Genomic DNA, 19,353 nt, shown 5'->3' with positions numbered 1-19,353 from the left:
AGATGGCAAATAAATTATATGCAATGGAACTTCTGACGGAGGAAGTGGCAAAGGATGTTGCTGCCAATCCGCAGGAATGGATGCGGTTTCTAAATACTGCATCCAGGCTGTACCGGTACACTTTTCCGGAACAGCTCTTGATCTATGCACAGCGTCCGGGAGCAACAGCCGTGGCATCCATGGAAATCTGGAACCAGAAGATGTACCGATGGATTAAAAAGGGGTCTAAAGGAATTGCCCTGATAGATAACACATCCGGACCAAAAACGAAACTCCGATATGTTTTTGATGTGCAGGATACTTATAAGGTAAAAAATCTGGGCAGAGATCCGCAGTTATGGAATCTTAATCCAGAAGGAGAACAACTGGTGGCAGATTATCTGCAGGAGCGGCTGGCACTGGAAGCAACAGAGGGAGGATTAGCAGAGGTTCTTCACCAGGCGGCAGAAGAAAGTGTGCAGGCCTGGTTGCCGGATGCTTTCGACGAACTGCAAATGGATGTAGCCGGCACTTTTCTGGAAGATCTGGATGAACAGAATCAGAAAGTGGAGTTCCGGGAACTGATGACAAACAGTGTCTGGTATGTGTTACTGAACCGATGCGGACTGGATGTGCAGGAATATCTTGATGCAGAGGATTTTCGTCATATTACAGATTTTAACCAGTTAAAGGTTATTGGACACCTTGGAAGTTCTGTGAATGAGATCAGCAGACCGGTATTGATGCAGATTGGACGATATGTGTTGAATGACTTGGAAAAAGATCTGAAAACGGTTGCAAAAGAAAAAGAAGTAGCTTATAATGAATTTAACACGTTAATTCGTGAAAGTAAAACAAGGAACACAGAAGATAGAGGAGAAAATAAGGAGGAAACAGAGCATGAGAGAGATCACTTACAGCCAGAATGGAGAGTACCAGATTCCGGATATCAGTCTGGAGGAGACGAGAGGAACGATCGGGAAGTACGGATTGATGAGGAAAGAGTATCTGAGAAACCACAAAGTAGCCAGATTCAACATTCTGACCTTACAGAACCGTCTGGACAGTCATCTGATGGAAATCGACAGCCAGGCAAGGCAGAGAGTAGACAACCTGATGTCAGAACTTCTGGAGAAAAACCCGGCACCGGACAAAATGGCAGACGGGATGGCATGGACCAGACACATGAACCAGATCAAAGCACAGGCAGAGGAACTGGTAATTCAGGAGATTATTTACAATTAAGTCTGTTCCCGACAGAAGAGGAACAGTTAGGAGAAATAAGGAAAGCGGCAGCTGCATTAGAACAGCCAGCCGCTTTTCTTATTTCTGATGAAGTAGTAGATGATATTCTCCGCACGGGAAGTGGACAGAAAAATACACTGTTTCATATTACGGCAAGACTGATTGAAGGTCTGGATAATGAAGAAATGCAGAACTTCCTGAAGGAGGAATATGAAACAGGTGGAAAAGGATTTACCATAGATGGACAGAAAATCAGTATCTGGTATGACAATGATGGTATCCGTATCCGACGGGGAGATTCCGCCAGAAGAAACTTTGATCGCATGGTTACGTGGGAAGAAGCGGCGGACAGAATCCGGGATATGTATGAGGATAGAAGTTACGTGGATAATCTGATTTCCAATAACGCCATTGAACAGGAGCAGGAAGAAATGACCAATCTTCTTGCACTCCATTTTCGGGATACCAGCAGAAACCGGGAGGAGCAGCAATCATATTCGGATTGGCAGGATGTCGTGCGGGAAGCTTGGACAGATTCAGCGGAAGCAGATGCAATTGCCCATCGCTTTGAATGGCTGCAGAAAGATATGGATGAGAATCCAGAAGATTATCGCAGGTGGGAGATTCAGCATAATCCGGAATATTTCCAGCGTTTTCAGGATCTCCAGAGGGAGCGTTCCTGGGTAGACCAGAAATTTACGGTCGAACGTCCGGCCCTTTCCTTTATCACACAGGATGAGATAGATGCAGTCCTTAGAAGAGGCGGGATCACTGCCGGAGGACGGAATCGGATCTATGAGTATTTCATGGAACATCACGATATAAAGGATGCAGCTGAGTTTCTGAAAAATGAGTATGGTACAGGTGGAGCAGCACCTGGGATACCGGGAGCGTATGAATCCGATGCTTCCCATGATGCGAAAGGATTAAAACTTGCGAAAGGGAAGATTGGCAGTCCAGATGTAGAAGTTCTATTAAAGTGGAATAAGGTTGCAGAACGTGTCCGTCAGCTGATTCGCACCGATGATTTCTTATCACCGGAAGAACTGGAAAAGTATGAAGAACGGCAGGAAGCACAGAGACAGGCGGATCTGGAAGGAGCTCAGCAGGCTTTGGAAGTGGAGCAGGAAGGCTCTGATCAGCAGGAAATACGAGAGGAAAATCAGGAACCGTCGGAAGTTGAGACACAACCGGAAGCAGTAGAAGATGCAGAAAAAAAGGAAGATATAACACCAGAACAGTCTGATATTCCAGCAACAAACTTCCATATCACAGATGATGAACTGGGACAGGGAACACCAAAGGAAAAGTTCCGTGCTAATATCATGGCAATCCAGCTTTTAAAGAAATGCGAGGAAGAAAACCGCAATGCCACACCAGACGAACAGGAGATTTTATCCCGATATGTAGGCTGGGGAGGTCTTGCTGATGCTTTCGATGAAACAAAATCCGCATGGGAGACGGAATATCTGGAATTAAAGACAGTCCTTACACCGGAAGAATATGCAGCAGCCAGAGCTTCTACCTTAAATGCCCATTACACACAGCCAATCGTGATTGAAAGTATGTATCAGGCGTTGGAAAATCTGGGATTTACAAAAGGAAATATCCTGGAGCCATCCATGGGTGTTGGTAACTTCTTTGGAATGCTTCCTGAGAAGCTGAACCAGTCAAAACTCTATGGTGTGGAACTGGACAGTATCAGCGGTAGAATTGCAAAACTGCTTTACCCAGATGCCAATATCCAGATTAAAGGTTTTGAGAAGACAGATTATCCGAATGATTTCTTCGATGTGGCAATCGGAAATGTGCCATTTGGAGCTTATAAAGTGAATGACAGGCAATATGACCGCTATAATTTTATGATTCACGATTATTTTCTGGCAAAGACAATCGACCAGTTGCGTCCGGGTGGTGTGGCAGCTTTGATCACAACAAAAGGAACCATGGATAAAGCATCACCGGAAGTCCGAAAGTATCTGGCAGAACGTGCCGATCTCCTTGGAGCCATCCGCCTGCCGAACACAGCATTCAAAGCAAATGCAGGAACGGAAGTCAGTGCAGATATTTTATTCTTCCAGAAGCGTGACAGCATGACAAAAGAGATGCCGGAGTGGGTGAATCTTGGAAGTGATGCCAATGGAATTACGGTCAATCAGTATTTTGCAGACCATCCGGAAATGATTCTGGGTGAGATGAAAGAGGTATCCGGTCCGTATGGTATGGAAACAACCTGTATGCCGATAGAAGGTGCTGATCTTGAAGTCCAGCTTGCAGAAGCTGTCAGGAATATTCATGGAAATATGGCACCTGCAGTTGATGTGGATGCAGAACTGGATGATGTACCAGAGAGTATCCCGGCAGATCCGAATGTTCGTAATTACAGTTATGCGGTTGTAGATGATCAGGTATATTACCGTGTTAACTCTCTGATGAATCAGGTAAAGATGCCTGCCGCTACTGCAGAACGTGTAAAAGGTATGGTGGAGATCCGAGACACGGTGCGTGAACTGATTGCCATGCAGATGGAAGAATCCGTAACAGATGAAGAAATTCACAAACAGCAGGAGAAATTGAATCAAGTATATGATGCTTACACAGCAAAGTATGGAGTCATCGGAAGTAATGCAAACAAGCGGGCGTTTTCTGATGACGCTTCTTATTGTCTGTTGTGTTCTCTGGAAGACCTGAACGAAGATGGAACATTGAAGCGAAAAGCAGACATGTTTACGAAACGAACCATCAAAAAGGCAGTGGCGGTAACCAGTGTGGAAACTGCGACAGAAGCCTTAGCATTATCATTGAATGAAAGAGCAAAGGTGGATCTGTCCTATATGGCACAGCTGACAGGAAAGACAGAAGAAAAAATCACGGAGGAACTGGTTGGAGTTATATTTAAGAACCCACTGACAGACCAGTGGGAGAGTGGAGATGAGTATTTATCTGGAAATGTCAGGGAGAAGTTAAACACAGCAAGAACCTTTGCAGAGAATCACCCGGAATTCACACCGAATGTCCGTGCATTGGAAGCAGTTCAGCCAAGAGAACTGGAAGCATCTGAAATCGAAGTAAGGATTGGAGCAACCTGGATTGAACCATCGGATTATCAGGACTTTATGAGGGAACTGCTTCATACTCCGTGGTATCTTGCACAGAAGGAGATACAGGTAAAATATTCTGAGGTGAATGGTGAGTGGCGGATTACCGGGAAAAATGCAGACAGTCCAAGAAATGCGTTTGCCTATGCAACGTATGGAACCGAGAGGGCAAATGCTTACCGGATTCTGGAAGATACACTGAATCTGAAAGATGTTCGTATCTATGATAAGAGTGTCAATGAAAATGGGGATGAGATTCGTGTCCTCAATAAAAAAGAAACTATGCTGGCATCACAGAAACAGGATGCCATGAAAGCAGCATTTAAGGATTGGATTTTCAAAGATCAACAGAGACGTGAAAGACTGGTAAGAGTTTATAATGAACGGTTTAACAGTATCCGTCCCCGTGAATACGATGGCAGTCATCTGACTTTCCCAGGAATGAACCCGGAAATTGAACTTCGCCCACATCAGAAAAATGCTGTCGCACATCAGCTTTACGGGGATAATGTGCTTCTGGCTCATGTAGTAGGAGCTGGGAAGACCTACGAGATGGTAGCGGCTGCAATGGAGAGCAAACGTCTGGGATTATCACAAAAGAATCTATTTGTCGTGCCGAACCATCTGACAGAGCAGTGGGGAGCCGAGTTCCTGCAGTTATATCCGGGAGCCAATATCCTGGTGGCAACCAAGAAAGATTTTGAACCGGCGAACCGGAAAAAGTTCTGTGCCAGAATCGCTATGGGAAACTATGATGCGATTATCATCGGTCATTCCCAGTTTGAGCGTATCCCAATCTCTGATGAGAGGCAGGAAGCCATGCTGCGGAAGCAGATTGACGATCTGGAAATCGCAATCCAGAGTGCAAGATATGAGCAGGATGGCGGCCGCTATACGGTAAAGCAGATTGAAAAGACCAGAAAAACGCTGATGACAAGACTGGAGAAGCTGAATCAGAAAGAGAAAAAGGATAATGTAGTTACCTTTGAAGAACTGGGAGTGGATCATCTGTATGTAGACGAGGCACACAGTTATAAAAATGCGTTCCTTTATACAAAAATGAGAAATGTAGCCGGAATTGCCCAGAACGAAGCACAGAAATCAGCAGATATGTTTAATAAATGTCAGTATCTGGATGAGATTACCGGTGGAAAAGGCATTACCTTTGCAACGGGCACACCGATCAGCAACAGCATGACGGAACTTTATGTCATGCAGAGATATCTGCAGAACAGCAAATTACAGAATATGGGCTTGGGATTATTTGATTCCTGGGCATCCACGTTTGGAGAGGTTGTGACCAGCATTGAACTTGCACCGGAAGGAACCGGATACCGAGCAAAATCCAGATTCGCCAGATTCTATAATATCCCGGAACTGATGAATATGTTCAAGGAGATTGCAGATATCAAGACTTCGGATCAGTTGAATCTTCCAGTACCGGAAGCGGAATACGAAACTGTAGTATTGAAACCAACAGAACAGCAGAAAGAAATCGTAGCAAGCCTAGGAGAGCGTGCGGAAGTGGTAAGAAACGGTGGCGTAGATGCTAGTGTAGACAATATGCTGAAAATTACCAATGACGGAAGAAAACTGGCACTGGATCAGCGATTGGTCAATGAACTATTGCCAGACGATCCGGGCAGTAAAGTGTCGGTCTGTGCAGAAAAAAGCTATGAAATCTGGAAAGATACAGTTGTACAGAAATCGGCGCAGATCATTTTTTGTGACTTGAGCACACCGAAAGGCGATGGCAGTTTCAATGTTTACGATGACTTGAAACAGAAGCTGATGGCGAAAGGTGTACCGGAAAAAGAAATGACTGCAGAGAAACGCAGAATTCAGGAAAAGCTTCTGAATAATGATATGAATCTCTGTTTGCTGGAAATAATGAGAGATTCCCTGATAGCTTTGAGGGATTATCCAAAGAATGGACAGCTGTATTATCGGCTTTTGAAATATAGATATTTTGAAGCAGGAAATACCAATGAAGATGTGATGCTGATGCTGGATGATATGCCAAGCACCACTTACTATCGAAACCGTAAGAAAGCAATCCGGTTGTATGCAACAATGCTCTGGGCATTTACACGACCGGAAAAGATACAGAATAAGATGGAGGAAATAAACTGGAAGAAAAGTGGAAGTAAAGTGGCAGTGAACTGACAGTAAACTGGCATGTGAATGGTATTACAATGAAAATACGTGCATGTTAGAATTGATATGCTGAGAGAAATAGACCTTCGCAGACGTAATGTTTGCGGAGGTTTTTCTTTTCTCAAATTATAAGGCGTCAGGCTGTGCCCGGAAGGGCATGGCCTTTTTTTATACCCAAAAACAGGTTGCAGATTTGAAAAAGCTTCCTTTTTAACAGGTAGATGCCGGAAAGGAAGAGCATATCAAGATGCAGGGAAGAGGCAGGCATTATGCCAGATATCCATGATTTTCGATTTGTCACAAATCAACAAAAACGACAAATCGGAGGAACAATCATGGAAAAAAGAAAATACACATTTTACGACAGATACCAGAAGGTGAAATACGCTAATATTACTGCAGAGGAGCTGGAAGTTCTTAATATTTCTTATAATAAGGAACATTATATGTTCGATCAGCAGCATCAGAGAAATAATACAGTATTATTTTGTGGATTAGAATCAGAGAACGGTTGTGCGACAGACTTTATCGCAGATAGTGGACGTGATATTGCATCGGATATCACAACTGAGATCTTCTTCAAAGAACTCTTCAGTGATCTGACAGAGAAAGAAAAGAAAATCGTGAGCGATTATTTTATCATGGGAAAACAGGTTAAGGAAACAGCAGAGGAACTGGGCATCAGCACACGTCAGGTAAGTAGAGACAAGAAAAGTGCTTTGGCAAAAATGTTAAAGAGGATGAAAGCAGCTGGATATGAATCATATGCTGAGGCGGCTGGTGCATTTCTGCAGGAAAGCGATTATATTCCAACACAGATGGAAACACAGAATTCTATTATGAAGAAAAGGACCGGAGAAGTGAGACTGCCATCAGATCATAAGATGAAAAAATAAATTAGTTAAAAATTAATCATGATAATAATGTGATGATATCACAGAAAACAAATGAATTTCAGATTATAATAAAGCCACAAAAGAAAAAACAAGGAGGACTGTAAAATGTCTGCTATTAATATCAATAAAAATAATTTTCAGAATGAAATAATGGATTCCGAGAAAACCGTTCTTTTAGACTTTTGGGCTCCTTGGTGTGCTCCTTGTCGTATGGTGGCTCCTATCATAGAGGAGATAGCAAGTGAACGCCCTGATATCAAAGTTGGAAAGATCAATGTGGATGAGCAGCCAGAACTGGCAAGTAAATTTGGTATTATGAGTATTCCAACTTTGGTGGTTATGAAGAATGGGAAGATTGTAACAAAAGTTTCAGGGGCAAGACCTAAGAAGGCAATCTTAGAGATGCTTTAAGGAGGTGCGTTAATGGGATTTTTTGATTTTTTAAAACAGGCGAATATTAATCAAGGGATAGAGGAATATAAAAAGACTGCTGGTGCAGTTCTGCTGGATGTTCGTACGCCGCAGGAATATCAGGAAGGGCATATACCAGAAAGTAAAAATGTGCCATTGCAACAACTTAACAATGTTGTTTCGGTAGTGAAGAATACAGAAATACCGCTGTTTGTATACTGTTATTCCGGAGCCCGAAGTCGTCAAGCAACTGGGATGTTGCAACGAATGGGATATTCTAAAGTAAATAATATTGGTGGCATTGCTGCTTATTCAGGAAAGGTGGAAAAATAAGATGAAGGTAATAATCGTAGGCGGTGTAGCCGGAGGAGCTACAGCTGCAGCAAGAATACGAAGATTGGATGAACATGCAGAAATTATTGTGTTTGAAAGATCCGGATACATATCCTATGCGAATTGTGGGCTTCCATATTATATCGGAGACGTGATCACAGACCCGGAAGAACTTACACTACAGACACCAGAGAGTTTTTTTAAACGATTCCGTATTAACATGAAAATTCATCATGAAGTTATCTCCATACATACGGAACGAAAAACGGTTTCAGTGAAAAATTTAGAGAATGGTGAGATATTTGAAGAAAACTATGATAAGCTGATCCTCTCTCCAGGTGCAAAGCCAACACAGCCGAGACTTCCCGGAGTAGGTATGGATAAACTTTTTACACTTCGTACTGTAGAAGACACTTTTCGGATAAAGGAATATATAAATAAGAATCATCCAAAATCGGCTGTATTGGCAGGTGGCGGTTTTATTGGTCTGGAACTGGCAGAAAATTTGAGGGAGCTTGGCATGGATGTTACAATTGTCCAGCGGCCTAAGCAGCTGATGAACCCATTTGACCCGGATATGGCATCCATGATCCATAATGAAATGAGAAAGCATGGGATAAAACTGGTACTGGGCTATACAGTAGAAGGATTTAAAGAAAAGGACAATGGAGTAGAGGTTCTATTAAAAGATAATCCATCCCTTCAGGCTGATATGGTGGTGCTGGCAATCGGAGTTACACCAGACACAGCATTAACAAAAGAAGCTGGTCTGGAACTTGGCATCAAGGGAAGTATCGTAGTGAATGACAGAATGGAAACTTCTGTACCGGATATTTATGCAGCAGGTGATGCAGTTCAGGTAAAACATTATGTTACGGGTGATGATGCGCTGATCTCTTTGGCCGGACCAGCCAACAAGCAGGGCAGGATCATCGCTGATAATATTTGTGGTGGTGACAGCCGTTACCTGGGCAGTCAGGGAAGCTCCGTTATCAAAGTATTTGATATGACAGCAGCCACTACAGGTATCAATGAAACCAATGCCAAAAAGTCAGGATTAGATGTAGATACAGTAATTCTTTCTCCTATGAGTCATGCCGGTTACTATCCTGGTGGAAAAGTGATGACCATGAAGGTGGTTTTTGAAAAAGAGACTTATCGTTTGCTTGGTGCTCAGATTATTGGATATGAAGGAGTTGATAAACGTATTGATGTGCTGGCAACAGCAATTCATGCAGGGCTGAAGGCAACCCAGCTGAAAGATCTGGATCTTGCATATGCACCGCCGTATTCCTCTGCCAAGGATCCTGTAAATATGGCAGGATTCATGATAGACAATATAGCAAAAGGTACCTTAAAACAATGGCATCTGGAAGATATGGATAAGATTTCTAAAGATAAAAGTGTTGTATTGCTGGATGTGAGAACTGTAGGTGAGTTTAACAGGGGGCATATGGATGGATTCAGAAATATTCCTGTAGATGAACTAAGGGAACGTATCAATGAAATTGAGAAGGGAAAGCCTGTTTACTTGATATGCCAAAGTGGTCTGCGCAGCTACATTGCCAGCCGTATTCTGGAAGGAAACGGTTATGAAACATACAACTTCTCCGGTGGATTCCGCTTCTATGATGCAGTGGTTAATGACCGTGCGCTGATTGAAAGGGCATATGCATGTGGTATGGATTATTAAAAAATAATCACAATAATTTTATAATTTACTTGTAGCATAAAAAGATCCCCCATTTATTAGAATGACTTTCACAATTCTGATAAATGGAGGATTCTTTAGATGTCATAGAAAAACAGTTTTATGATCTTTGTAGTGTTTCCAGTCTTTTCGAATCAAGGATGGTGATTTTGCCGCGTGAGAGTTTGACGAGACCCTCGCCCTGAAAGTATCGAAGCATTCGAGTGATCACTTCCCTGTGGGAACCAAGATGGTTTGCGATAGTTTCGTGAGTGATTTTCAGTTCATTTGTTCCTTCGATAGAGGTCTCTTCTAAAAGAAATGAAGCAACACGCTTATCCAAACTCTTCCACATGATCTGTTCAATCAGCCACATGACATCAGAAAAACGGCTAGCCATTAATTCATTGGTATAGTTTGCGACGGGAGCCGATTCCTTCATGATGTCCTTATAGATTTCAGCAGGGATGATCCAAAGATCAGTATCTTTTTCTGCTTCAATGGTTACTTCAAATTGAATGGACTGCATGATACATGAGGCGGATAAAAGACACATATCCATATCGAACAGGCGGTAAAGTGTAATTTCTCGTCCTTCATCTGAAAGTATGTAAGTTCGAAGCTGCCCGGATTTAACCAGTAATAATCCAGTACAATCCAGGTTTCCGTTGTGAATGATCGTTCCTTTTTTTACATCCCGTGTAATCAAATTGTCTGAAATTACTTTTTTCTGTGCTGTATTTAAGTCATTCCATAGTGGAAAATAATTTTCGAAGCTCATAACAGTTATCTCCTTTACGAACATAGTATACTTACTTTTTTTAGATGCGTCAATTACATAATTGACATATGCCATAAATAAAAATATACTGACTATAGTACATGACTGTTGTGAATATGAGGGAGGGATAAATAATGCAGGGAGATGTCAGTTTTACATTTTTGGACCGAATTGAAGAAGTAGAACTGAATATTGTAGATAGACGATGGCAGTCTGCACTGGCATTGGCATTGACTTTGCCAGATATTTGCGGAGGTATTGCTTTCCCGGAAATTGTTAAACATTATCGAGATGGCCGGGTTATGCTGGATCGGCAAAAGAATCCGACCCGTGATGTGGGAACCCAGTATATTCGCTGGTTTGATGAATATGCAGGGGACTACTTTAAACTATCTCAATCCGATGAAAAGCCATATATTTGCGGAGAACGCTGTTGGCAGCTTCGATGTGAATATCTTCATCAAAATAAAGGATTTTTGAATGATGAAAATAATATACGCTTTCATCTTGGACTAAACTGTGGAATGTCAGTTTGTCAGTTGGAAAGTATGAACATACAGGAGAACGGAAACGATATTCGTATAGACATAGAACAGTTTTGTCTGAGGATGTGCAAGGCAGCAAAGAATTATTATGATAAAGTTCATTTGGAAAAAGACTTTAGTCTCTATAATACACCAGTTTTGGATTTTATTCAGGTAACACAAAAAAAGAAAGCTGCTTCTATTATTGCACTGGTCTGTGGCAGTGAACGTTATGCAAAAGGATTAAAAGAAACATTGCAATTTATTTCAGATCAGATCATGCTGTTTTACACACCGGAAAGTGCTAAAACAAGATTAGGCAGACATAAGCCGGATCTTTGGATTGTTACCGAAGATATGACGAGCCAACCGAATCAGCCATGGCGTGCGGACAGGACAACACCTGTAATTTTAATCACAGGCAATCCTGATGCTGTTGAAATTAAAAAGAATTCAGGAAAACTAACTGTTCTTTCTATGCCATTATCAATAGTTGATTTGCGGAAAACCGTCGAAATATATGTGTCGTGAGGAGAAGTTTATGCTGTACATAATACTATTATTTGTATTTGTAGTTGTAGTTGTATATTTGATGATGCTTATGCGGAGACAGAAAGAAAAGATGAGCGAAATTAAAATACAAATAGATCAACTGCAAGCACAACATGATCGATTGCAGAAAGAAAGGGATCAGTTACAAGAACGGATGAATCATCTGGAAGAGCAACGAGAACACTTGCAAATGCAAACAGACCAGGCATTTCGGAGTGCTGATGAAATCGAGAAAATTTACGATGAGATATGGAATCATGCTAATACCATTCACCTTTACTCTTCGTTAGCTGAAGAAGAAAGCAAATCTATAACAATGAAAGAAAAACAAAAAGAAATTATTCGAACAACTGAGGAAATTCTAAACATCATATATAAATATAAAGGTAATGTATAATAAAAATATGTCATTGTAATGATTAGCGTTCAAGGTAAATTCTTATGTAATAATATCACAGAAGGATTTACCTTTTTCAGGTACAATAGAGATACAAAATTTGAAAGGGGAACAAAGCATTGGCAAAAAGAATGGCAAGTGTCGATAAAAAAAGATGTGTTGTCTGCGGAGTATGTGAAAATACTTGTCCGCTGGCAGCTGTCAAAGTTTACCATGGATGTTATGCTGTGGTAGAAGAAACAGTGTGTGTAGGATGTGGAAAATGTGCAAAGTCCTGTCCGGCAGGTTGTATTGAAATGAAAGAGAGGACAGCGATGTGAAGAAAAAGAAACATTGGTATGATTATTTATGGATATGGGCGATCCTTTATTTTGCTCTCGGTTTTTTTAATATTTTGTTTGCTTGGTTTGGGATGATTGATTTCCTGTTGCCGTTAGGAATAGCGATATTCGGTGGAAATAAATTTTTCTGTAATCATTTGTGTGGACGTGGCCAGCTTTTTAGTAAGCTCGGTGGGGATTTAAAATGCTCAAGAAATAAACCAACCCCGCGATGGATGAGTTCAAAATGGTTCCGATACGGCTTTTTGATATTTTTCCTTACAATGTTTGGGAATATGGTATTTCAGACATATTTAGTTGGTGCCGGATCATCATCCTTGCGTGAAGCCATCAAATTATTCTGGACCTTCCGTGTTCCGTGGGGATGGACATACACTGCCGGAACAGTAGCTGATTGGGTGGCACAGTTTAGTTTTGGATTTTATAGTTTGATGCTTACATCTTTGTTGTTAGGGTTGATCGTAATGGTGTTATATAAGCCACGAACCTGGTGTACATTTTGTCCAATGGGAACAATGACGCAGGGTATCTGTAAATTAAAAAATAATGAAAAGAAGTAATACTATAAGGTGATTCATAAAAGGCATATGTCAAAAACATTATTGACATATGCCTTTTATAGGGCTATTATATAAGAAAAGCGAGAAAGGAGCAGTTTATGCCGAGACCAGTAAAATGCAGAAAAGTCTGTCATTTCCCCAATGTTTTAGAATTTCTTCCGGCAGATGATACTGAGAAAAAAACACCCATTGTTCTAACGGTAGATGAGTACGAGACAATCCGTCTTTTGGACAAGAAAGGTTACAGTCAGGAGCAGTGTGCAGCATCTATGCAAGTCGCAAGAACAACGGTCCAGCGAATTTACGAGATCGCCAGGAAAAAGATCGCAGATGCACTTATCGACGGGCATCCACTCAAAATTGAGGGCGGAGATTTCAGAATCTGTGACGGTCAGAGCGGCAACTGCAGCTTTGGAGGATGTTACAAACAGGAAATTTACAAAAAATATGCAGCAGAAAAAGGAGAAGGTATCATGAGAATAGCAGTAACATATGAAAATGGACAGATTTTCCAGCACTTTGGACACACAGAGACATTTAAGATTTACGATGTAGAGGAAGGAAAAGTAGTACATTCAGAAGTAGTAGATACGAATGGAAGTGGACATGGCGCATTGGCAGGAGTTCTTAATGCATTGAATGCAGACGTTTTGATTTGTGGCGGAATTGGAGGCGGCGCACAGACAGCGTTAGCGGCAGCAGGCATCAAGCTTTTCGGAGGAGTTTCCGGAGATGCGGATGAAGCAGTAGAAGCTTTTATCAATGAAACACTTGAGTATAATCCGGATGTGAAATGTTCTCATCATGAGCACAACCACGGGGAAGGACATACATGTGGCGAGCATGGATGTGGAAGCCACAGTTGTCATTAAGAAGTGAGATTGCCATCGGATCATAAGATGAAAAAATAAAAGGTATTGATCTATAAAGAGGGAACCCGCATCATCAAATTTGCTTGTGATGTCGGGTTCTCTTTTTATTTGCATAATGATATACTTTTATTGTGGTTAGAAAAATAAAGCATGTACAAAACTCATAGGAGAAAGATGTATACTTATGACAACATTTGGTGATAAAATTAGGAAGTTGAGAAAAGAGAAAAAAATGACTCAACAAAAGCTGGGTGATATGGTGGGCGTTTCTCATAGAACAATTCGATCTTGGGAAGTTGAAGGACGATATCCGAAGCAGAGTAGTTTATATCAAAAACTGGCAGATGCATTTCAGTGTCAGGTTTCTTATCTTATGAATGATAATGAAACCGTGTGCTTGGGTAATGATGAGCCAAGTGAATATGCTGGTGCTAAACAGGCAAGGCAGATTCTTGAACAGGTAGCTGCTTTATTTGCCAGTGGAACTATGACCAATGAGGACAAAACTATTTTCATGGATGAGATGACGAGACTTTATCTGGCATCAAAAAAGAACAGAAGAAAATGGTAAGAAGAAATGAACTGTTTTGTTTTCTTGCTTGATAGAAAAGAAGAATAGAACGTATAATAGTGTTAATGATCCAGAGAAGATTGCTCTGGAAATAGAATTATTCGTACCAGTGGTGCGAGTATAGAGTAGGAGTGAAAGAATGGTAGAAGATACTATGTTTTCCGGGGAATCGAAAAATATTGAGTACAAGGTATCCTTACCTGATAAAAGTGAAAAGTACATGAAGACAATCGTAGCTTTTGCCAATACACAAGGTGGCAAGCTGATTGTTGGAGTAGATGATAAAACACACCAGATTGTTGGTGTGGAAAATGATGTGTTGTTTCAGCTGATGGATGGAATTGCCAATGCAGTTTCTGATTCCTGTGTGCCGCAGATCATTCCTGATATTGAGCCGCAGACGGTAAATGGGAAAACAGTTATTGTTGTATCAGTAGAAGCAGGAAAGAATAGACCATATTATCTGAAATCAAAGGGAAAAGATAATGGCACTTATATCCGTGTAGCAGGTACATCAAGACAGGCATTTCCAGAGAAGATAAAAGAGCTGGAAATGGAAGGTGCCAGAATCTCATGGGATGAGCTTACTTGTGTGGGTTATCCTGTTTCAGAGGAAGCAACAGAGAAACTTTGTCTGGATATCGAAAAGTTCCGGAAGAAAGCAGGAATGTCAGAACATTCTGTAAAGAAAGAGCAGCTGATAAACTGGAAAATCTTAAAGCAGAGTGAGGGACAGCTTCTGGCAACGAATGCCTATGCATTGCTGACATCAGATTATTTCTCATTTTCTAAAACACAATGTGCGGTATTCAAGGGAACAGATCGTGCAGTGTTTCTGGATAAGAGAGAATTTACAGGACCGATTTACACACAAATCGAAGAAGCAGTAGATTTTGTATTGAGAAATATTCGGCTTGGAGCAACGATTGATGGATTGGTGCGAAAAGAGAAATATGAGCTACCGCCGGAAGCAATTAGGGAAATGATTATTAATGCCCATTGTCACCGTAACCTGTTAGACGAATCCTGTATTCAGGTCGCAGTTTATGATGACAGACTGGAGGTGACTTCTCCGGGTGGATTATATAACGGATTGACTTATGAGGAAGTCATGAATGGTCATTCGAAGATCCGGAATAAAGGCATTGCCAATATATTCAGTCAGATGGGACTTGTAGAGGCATGGGGAAGCGGAATAAAAAGAATCCTTAATGCAGCAGAAGAGTATGGACTTTTGAAGCCGAGATTTCAGGAATTCGATAATATGTTTCGGGTAGAGCTGTTCCGTAATTCATTTCCGATGACAAATGAAAAAGAAAACATCAGAGAAACATCGGAGAAGCATCGGAGAAGCATCGGAGAAGCATCGGAGGTAGTGTGGAGAACAGACCTCAACGATACACAGCAAAAGATTATAAAGTTACTTTCAGAAGATCATCAATTATCAGCAGTTAAGTTAGCTGAAAAAATTGGGGTTGCCAGTCGAAATATTGAGAACAATATTAAGAAGTTAAAAGAGTATGGTATTCTTATAAGACATGGATCTCCAAAGAATGGTTACTGGGAGATTGTAGATAAAGATCTACAGGAGTGAGAAGTAAATTAGTCCAAGACTAGTCCAAGATATCTCAAGATTAGTCCAAGGGAATATATATATAAATAACAAAAACAGATTGACATTTTGTAGTAATCAGTAGTAAACTGTACTTGTGGAAGGGAAGTGATATGTTTGGCTAGAAAAACACCAAAAGATGGCAAAGAAGAAAACATACGAGTACGGGTGACTCCAGAACAAAAACAGAGACTTGTTGAGTATGCAGAAAGACACTATCAGAGCATGAGTGGTGTTGTATGTCAGGCATTGGATCTCCTGTACGCAAGAGAAGAACAACAAAATAACAAAGAGTAGAATGGAGTTATTTTGGAGTTTATTTCTTCATAAGCTGTGCGAAAAGTACAAAATCAGAACACATGTTCGAAGCGTAAGTCTCTAATAACAGCCTTTGCGTGTCATGAAATGCTGTCCGCAAAGGAGTTTGAATAGTCGGAGCAGAGCTTCAAAGCCTTTATTTTCAAGGGTTTTGAGGCTCTTTCCTTTTAGAATTGCATTTTGATTGCATTTTTTTATTCAACTGCTCTGTGATAGATTGCTGTATGCTGATTGCTGGTGTAATCGGCAACACTGGTTGTTGCCGGAGTATAAGTGAGAACACCAGTTAATTTTTGGGCAACTTCCACGTTGGTGTTGGGGTATAAATGTCCATAGGTTCCTAACGTGGTCTGTATCTTTTCATGCCCCAGACGTTCTTTAATCAATAAAGGATTTTCCCCCATACTGATGAGCAGGGAAGCATGGGAATGTCTGAGTGCATGAATTTTGATACGGTGTACGCCTGCCAATCCAGCAAGTTTTTCTAAAGCCCGTGGGAGGGTGTGCTTACTGGTGGGAATCCCATTATAGCTTAGTACAAGGTCGCAGCCCTTTAAAACCTTTTGCTGTACTTCCTGCCATGCTTTCAATTCTTTGATGGTATCTGTGTCAATATAGATAGTGCGAATACTGGCTTGTGTTTTTGGCTCCACAAATTTGTATTCGTCCATTGTTTTATAGTACAGCGTTTTCGTTATACTTAAAAGTCCGGTTTCAAAGTTGATGTCCGACCATTGCAGGGCTGCGGCTTCTCCGATTCTCATTCCGGTCATAAACAGGAGCCAGTATGAAATGAAAAGGTAATGTTCGTAATAATCGCCCTTGTAGAGCAGGGAAATTACCTTTTGAAATTCATCCAGTGTCCAAAAATCCACTTTTGTTTTCTTGCTCTTGATGTTTCCTATCATTCGTGACGGATTTTTCTTTGCAAGACCGAGAACAACTGCTCTGTCAAAGGCAATGGAGAGCATACCCTGTACAATACGGATATAGTTTGGACTAAATTCTTTTGCGAGTTCAAGCTGCCAGTTCTGGACGTTAATGGGTTCTATCTCATCCACCGTCATTTTGTAAAAGTATGAAAAATGTTTCTGGATGGTAGAACGGCGGTTCAGATAGGTGCTTTCCTTTACCTGTGTTTTATACCAAGGCAGGTAAGTTTCCTCAATGAACTGCTTAAAGGATAGCTGCTGCTTCTTTTCTGCCAATTCCTCTGTGGATGCCAGCATAAGTTTTGAATATGCTTCTCTAGCTTCTTTTTTTGTCTTGAATCCGCTTTTGTATTTCTGAATCTGTTTTCCGGTAATCGGATGGAAACCTAAGTTTGCTCTAAAATAATAGGTTCCGTTTTCTGCCTTCTTAATAGGGTCTTTTGCCATGATTTCACTCCTTACATAAATGTGCAAGAAGTACAATCAGTTTGATTTATCAGTAAAATTAATCCCTAACAATTCTTCCACAGCTTCTCTGGGAACCCTGTCCAGTTTGCGTGACTGATAGTAGGTATGCCCTTTTGAAATCATAAGTCTTTTTGCTTCTCTTATGATGTCTGCTGCGAATGAAGTCCCATAACCTAGTTCTATTAAATCTTTTTTTGTTACTGTAATCATGTTCCTCCTTTCCATAGACCAGATATGGAACCCTCAATATCTGTCTATATTATATCAGATTTTGTGGCAAAAGTAATATTAAGATTGTATTTCCTGCGAATAGTTATTTGATTTTGAATGAAAAATTTTCATTCAAAATGGTATCTAAGCAAACCGAACAGCTTTCGCTAAAGCTCATGGGAATCCCCCCTGCATGGTTCTCATCCAGCCGTACCCTTTGCCAATGGTGCTACATCATCACACGGACTAAGGCTGTACGGAAGTATCATTATCACGATAGAAAGGTCATGGCGGCAGCTCTGCGGCAAGCTGCTTATGGAACGCTGGCAGGAATCGCTATCCGGTTTTATCCCTCCTTTGGTGGATTACGGCGTGCCAGCCCAACGGCTCTCTTTCTATCGAAACGTATTCGGCTGCTTTATGCTGCGTTGATTAGACGCTTTCTTTTTCAAGGAACAATCCGGCTTTGTCAGCCTGTTAAAATGCACTGGTGATAATGCACTTTAATAGACTGGCAAGCTCTGTCTGGGAAGCATGGGCTTGTCCATGCTTCCACAGGAGAGCGTTATTTTAGTTTGGCTCCCTGATTTCAAAAGATAAAATCTTTGCAATCAGACGTGTTTCCATCCGGCGGCGTAGGGTTTCATCTACAACCATGTGGGTATTCCCATATTCGTCTTTCATGGGACGGATGGAACGGCTGGTAATAAAACCGCTATAATGGCGTACAATCCGATTGATTGCTTCAATATCGCCGTCCGAAGCCTTTACAATCACAGGAAACGGAATCATAGGGTGCTTTGCTGTCATGCTTCTTCCTCCATGAATTTTTTGATAAATTCCAGTCCGGCGTGTCTTCTTCTCTGGATGGTAGAACGGTTGACTTCCAGAATTTTTGAAATTTCCGTATCGTCAAATCCGAGGAAATAATATCTCAAGATAACATCACGTTTCTTTCCGTCCAGATTTTCCAACGCTTCTGCTAACAGGCTGTTTTCAATACGGACAGTAAACCCGTCCATTTCAAAAGTATGGAAGTGGGATGGATAGGTGTCTTTAGAAGAAAGCAAGTTGACGGTGTAATCGTCCATATCACAGAACAGGGTTTCACGTTTACACTGTCTGGATAACGCTTTGAGGTAGTCTTTACGTTCATCCTCCATAGCGACCTTGCAGATGTAATCAAACTGGTTCTCTATGGTTGTCTGAAATTCAGATGGCTTCATCATTACTCACCCCCTTTCTTGCCTTAAAAGAGGGTAAAAGATTTCTTGACTTCCCCCTTTCGTGCTTAGTCCCGACACGAAAGGGCTGTTTGTTGCATTATCTGTTAAATTTTCTAATTTCTAATGACACAACAAAAATAATAGGTGCAAAGCCATCTAGCATATGGCATTTTAAAACAA

At 41.2% G+C, this 19,353-nt stretch carries 18 protein-coding genes; 13 read left to right on the top strand and 5 right to left on the bottom strand.

What is annotated here, in order from left to right:
• The first annotated feature begins 2 nt into the window (after positions 1-2).
• The 5 genes from OGM16_00390 to OGM16_00370 all read left to right on the top strand — a co-directional run bounded on the left by OGM16_00390 (position 3) and on the right by OGM16_00370 (position 9,812).
• Complete coding sequence (locus OGM16_00390) at positions 3-6,488, top strand: DEAD/DEAH box helicase family protein (protein UYJ46781.1); 6,486 nt, start codon at positions 3-5, stop codon at positions 6,486-6,488.
• A 326-nt stretch (positions 6,489-6,814) separates the two neighbouring features.
• Positions 6,815-7,375, top strand: a complete 561-nt coding sequence (locus tag OGM16_00385; GenBank protein ID UYJ46780.1) for a hypothetical protein — start codon at positions 6,815-6,817, stop codon at positions 7,373-7,375.
• A 105-nt stretch (positions 7,376-7,480) separates the two neighbouring features.
• Positions 7,481-7,786, top strand: coding sequence for a thioredoxin (gene trxA / locus OGM16_00380; protein UYJ46779.1), 306 nt, complete (start codon positions 7,481-7,483; stop codon positions 7,784-7,786).
• Positions 7,787-7,798: 12 nt separating this feature from the next.
• Positions 7,799-8,119 (top strand): rhodanese-like domain-containing protein, encoded by a 321-nt coding sequence (locus tag OGM16_00375; protein UYJ46778.1) that lies wholly within the window; start codon positions 7,799-7,801, stop codon positions 8,117-8,119.
• 1 nt (position 8,120) lies between these two features.
• The gene (locus OGM16_00370) at positions 8,121-9,812 is read left to right on the top strand and encodes an FAD-dependent oxidoreductase (GenBank protein UYJ46777.1); all 1,692 of its coding nucleotides are present in this window, start codon (positions 8,121-8,123) and stop codon (positions 9,810-9,812) included.
• Positions 9,813-9,930: 118 nt separating this feature from the next.
• Here OGM16_00370 and OGM16_00365 read toward each other — a convergent pair whose 3' ends face one another.
• Positions 9,931-10,614: a Crp/Fnr family transcriptional regulator gene (locus tag OGM16_00365; protein ID UYJ46776.1), complete on the bottom strand. Its 684-nt coding sequence runs from the start codon at positions 10,612-10,614 to the stop codon at positions 9,931-9,933.
• A gap of 110 nt (positions 10,615-10,724) precedes the next feature.
• Here OGM16_00365 and OGM16_00360 point away from each other — a divergent pair, with 110 nt between their 5' ends.
• The 8 genes from OGM16_00360 to OGM16_00325 all read left to right on the top strand — a co-directional run bounded on the left by OGM16_00360 (position 10,725) and on the right by OGM16_00325 (position 16,316).
• Positions 10,725-11,645 carry a hypothetical protein gene (locus tag OGM16_00360; protein ID UYJ46775.1) on the top strand — a complete coding sequence of 307 codons (921 nt, stop codon included), beginning with the start codon at positions 10,725-10,727 and terminating at the stop codon, positions 11,643-11,645.
• A 91-nt stretch (positions 11,646-11,736) separates the two neighbouring features.
• Entirely contained in the window at positions 11,737-12,063 is a 327-nt protein-coding gene (locus OGM16_00355) for a hypothetical protein (protein UYJ46774.1), read from the top strand.
• 119 nt (positions 12,064-12,182) lie between these two features.
• On the top strand, positions 12,183-12,383 hold the full coding sequence (locus tag OGM16_00350; protein UYJ46773.1) for a 4Fe-4S binding protein: 201 nt from the start codon (positions 12,183-12,185) through the stop codon (positions 12,381-12,383).
• Positions 12,380-12,964, top strand: a complete 585-nt coding sequence (locus OGM16_00345; GenBank protein ID UYJ46772.1) for a 4Fe-4S binding protein — start codon at positions 12,380-12,382, stop codon at positions 12,962-12,964. Before OGM16_00350 ends, OGM16_00345 begins: the two co-directional genes overlap by 4 nt.
• A gap of 98 nt (positions 12,965-13,062) precedes the next feature.
• Positions 13,063-13,836: a DUF134 domain-containing protein gene (locus OGM16_00340; GenBank protein ID UYJ46771.1), complete on the top strand. Its 774-nt coding sequence runs from the start codon at positions 13,063-13,065 to the stop codon at positions 13,834-13,836.
• A 184-nt stretch (positions 13,837-14,020) separates the two neighbouring features.
• Positions 14,021-14,407, top strand: a complete 387-nt coding sequence (locus OGM16_00335) for a helix-turn-helix domain-containing protein (protein UYJ46770.1) — start codon at positions 14,021-14,023, stop codon at positions 14,405-14,407.
• 139 nt (positions 14,408-14,546) lie between these two features.
• Positions 14,547-16,001, top strand: a complete 1,455-nt coding sequence (locus tag OGM16_00330; protein ID UYJ46769.1) for a putative DNA binding domain-containing protein — start codon at positions 14,547-14,549, stop codon at positions 15,999-16,001.
• A 135-nt stretch (positions 16,002-16,136) separates the two neighbouring features.
• A complete protein-coding gene (locus OGM16_00325) occupies positions 16,137-16,316 on the top strand; it encodes a hypothetical protein (GenBank protein ID UYJ46768.1) in 180 nt (59 codons plus the stop codon).
• Positions 16,317-16,531: 215 nt separating this feature from the next.
• Here OGM16_00325 and OGM16_00320 read toward each other — a convergent pair whose 3' ends face one another.
• The 4 genes from OGM16_00320 to OGM16_00305 all read right to left on the bottom strand — a co-directional run bounded on the left by OGM16_00320 (position 16,532) and on the right by OGM16_00305 (position 19,173).
• Positions 16,532-17,716, bottom strand: coding sequence for a site-specific integrase (locus tag OGM16_00320; GenBank protein ID UYJ46767.1), 1,185 nt, complete (start codon positions 17,714-17,716; stop codon positions 16,532-16,534).
• Positions 17,717-17,752: 36 nt separating this feature from the next.
• A complete protein-coding gene (locus OGM16_00315) occupies positions 17,753-17,947 on the bottom strand; it encodes a DUF3173 domain-containing protein (GenBank protein UYJ46766.1) in 195 nt (64 codons plus the stop codon).
• Positions 17,948-18,517: 570 nt separating this feature from the next.
• Positions 18,518-18,757 carry a helix-turn-helix domain-containing protein gene (locus OGM16_00310; protein UYJ46765.1) on the bottom strand — a complete coding sequence of 80 codons (240 nt, stop codon included), beginning with the start codon at positions 18,755-18,757 and terminating at the stop codon, positions 18,518-18,520.
• On the bottom strand, positions 18,754-19,173 hold the full coding sequence (locus OGM16_00305) for a sigma-70 family RNA polymerase sigma factor (protein ID UYJ48517.1): 420 nt from the start codon (positions 19,171-19,173) through the stop codon (positions 18,754-18,756). The genes OGM16_00310 and OGM16_00305 overlap by 4 nt, the downstream gene beginning before the upstream one ends.
• Positions 19,174-19,353: the final 180 nt, after the last annotated feature.

This window comes from Lachnospiraceae bacterium, assembly GCA_025758065.1.
Taxonomy (GTDB): domain Bacteria; phylum Bacillota; class Clostridia; order Lachnospirales; family Lachnospiraceae; genus Enterocloster.
Note: the sequence above shows the minus strand (reverse complement) of the source record. Positions and strands in the feature narration are given on the sequence as shown.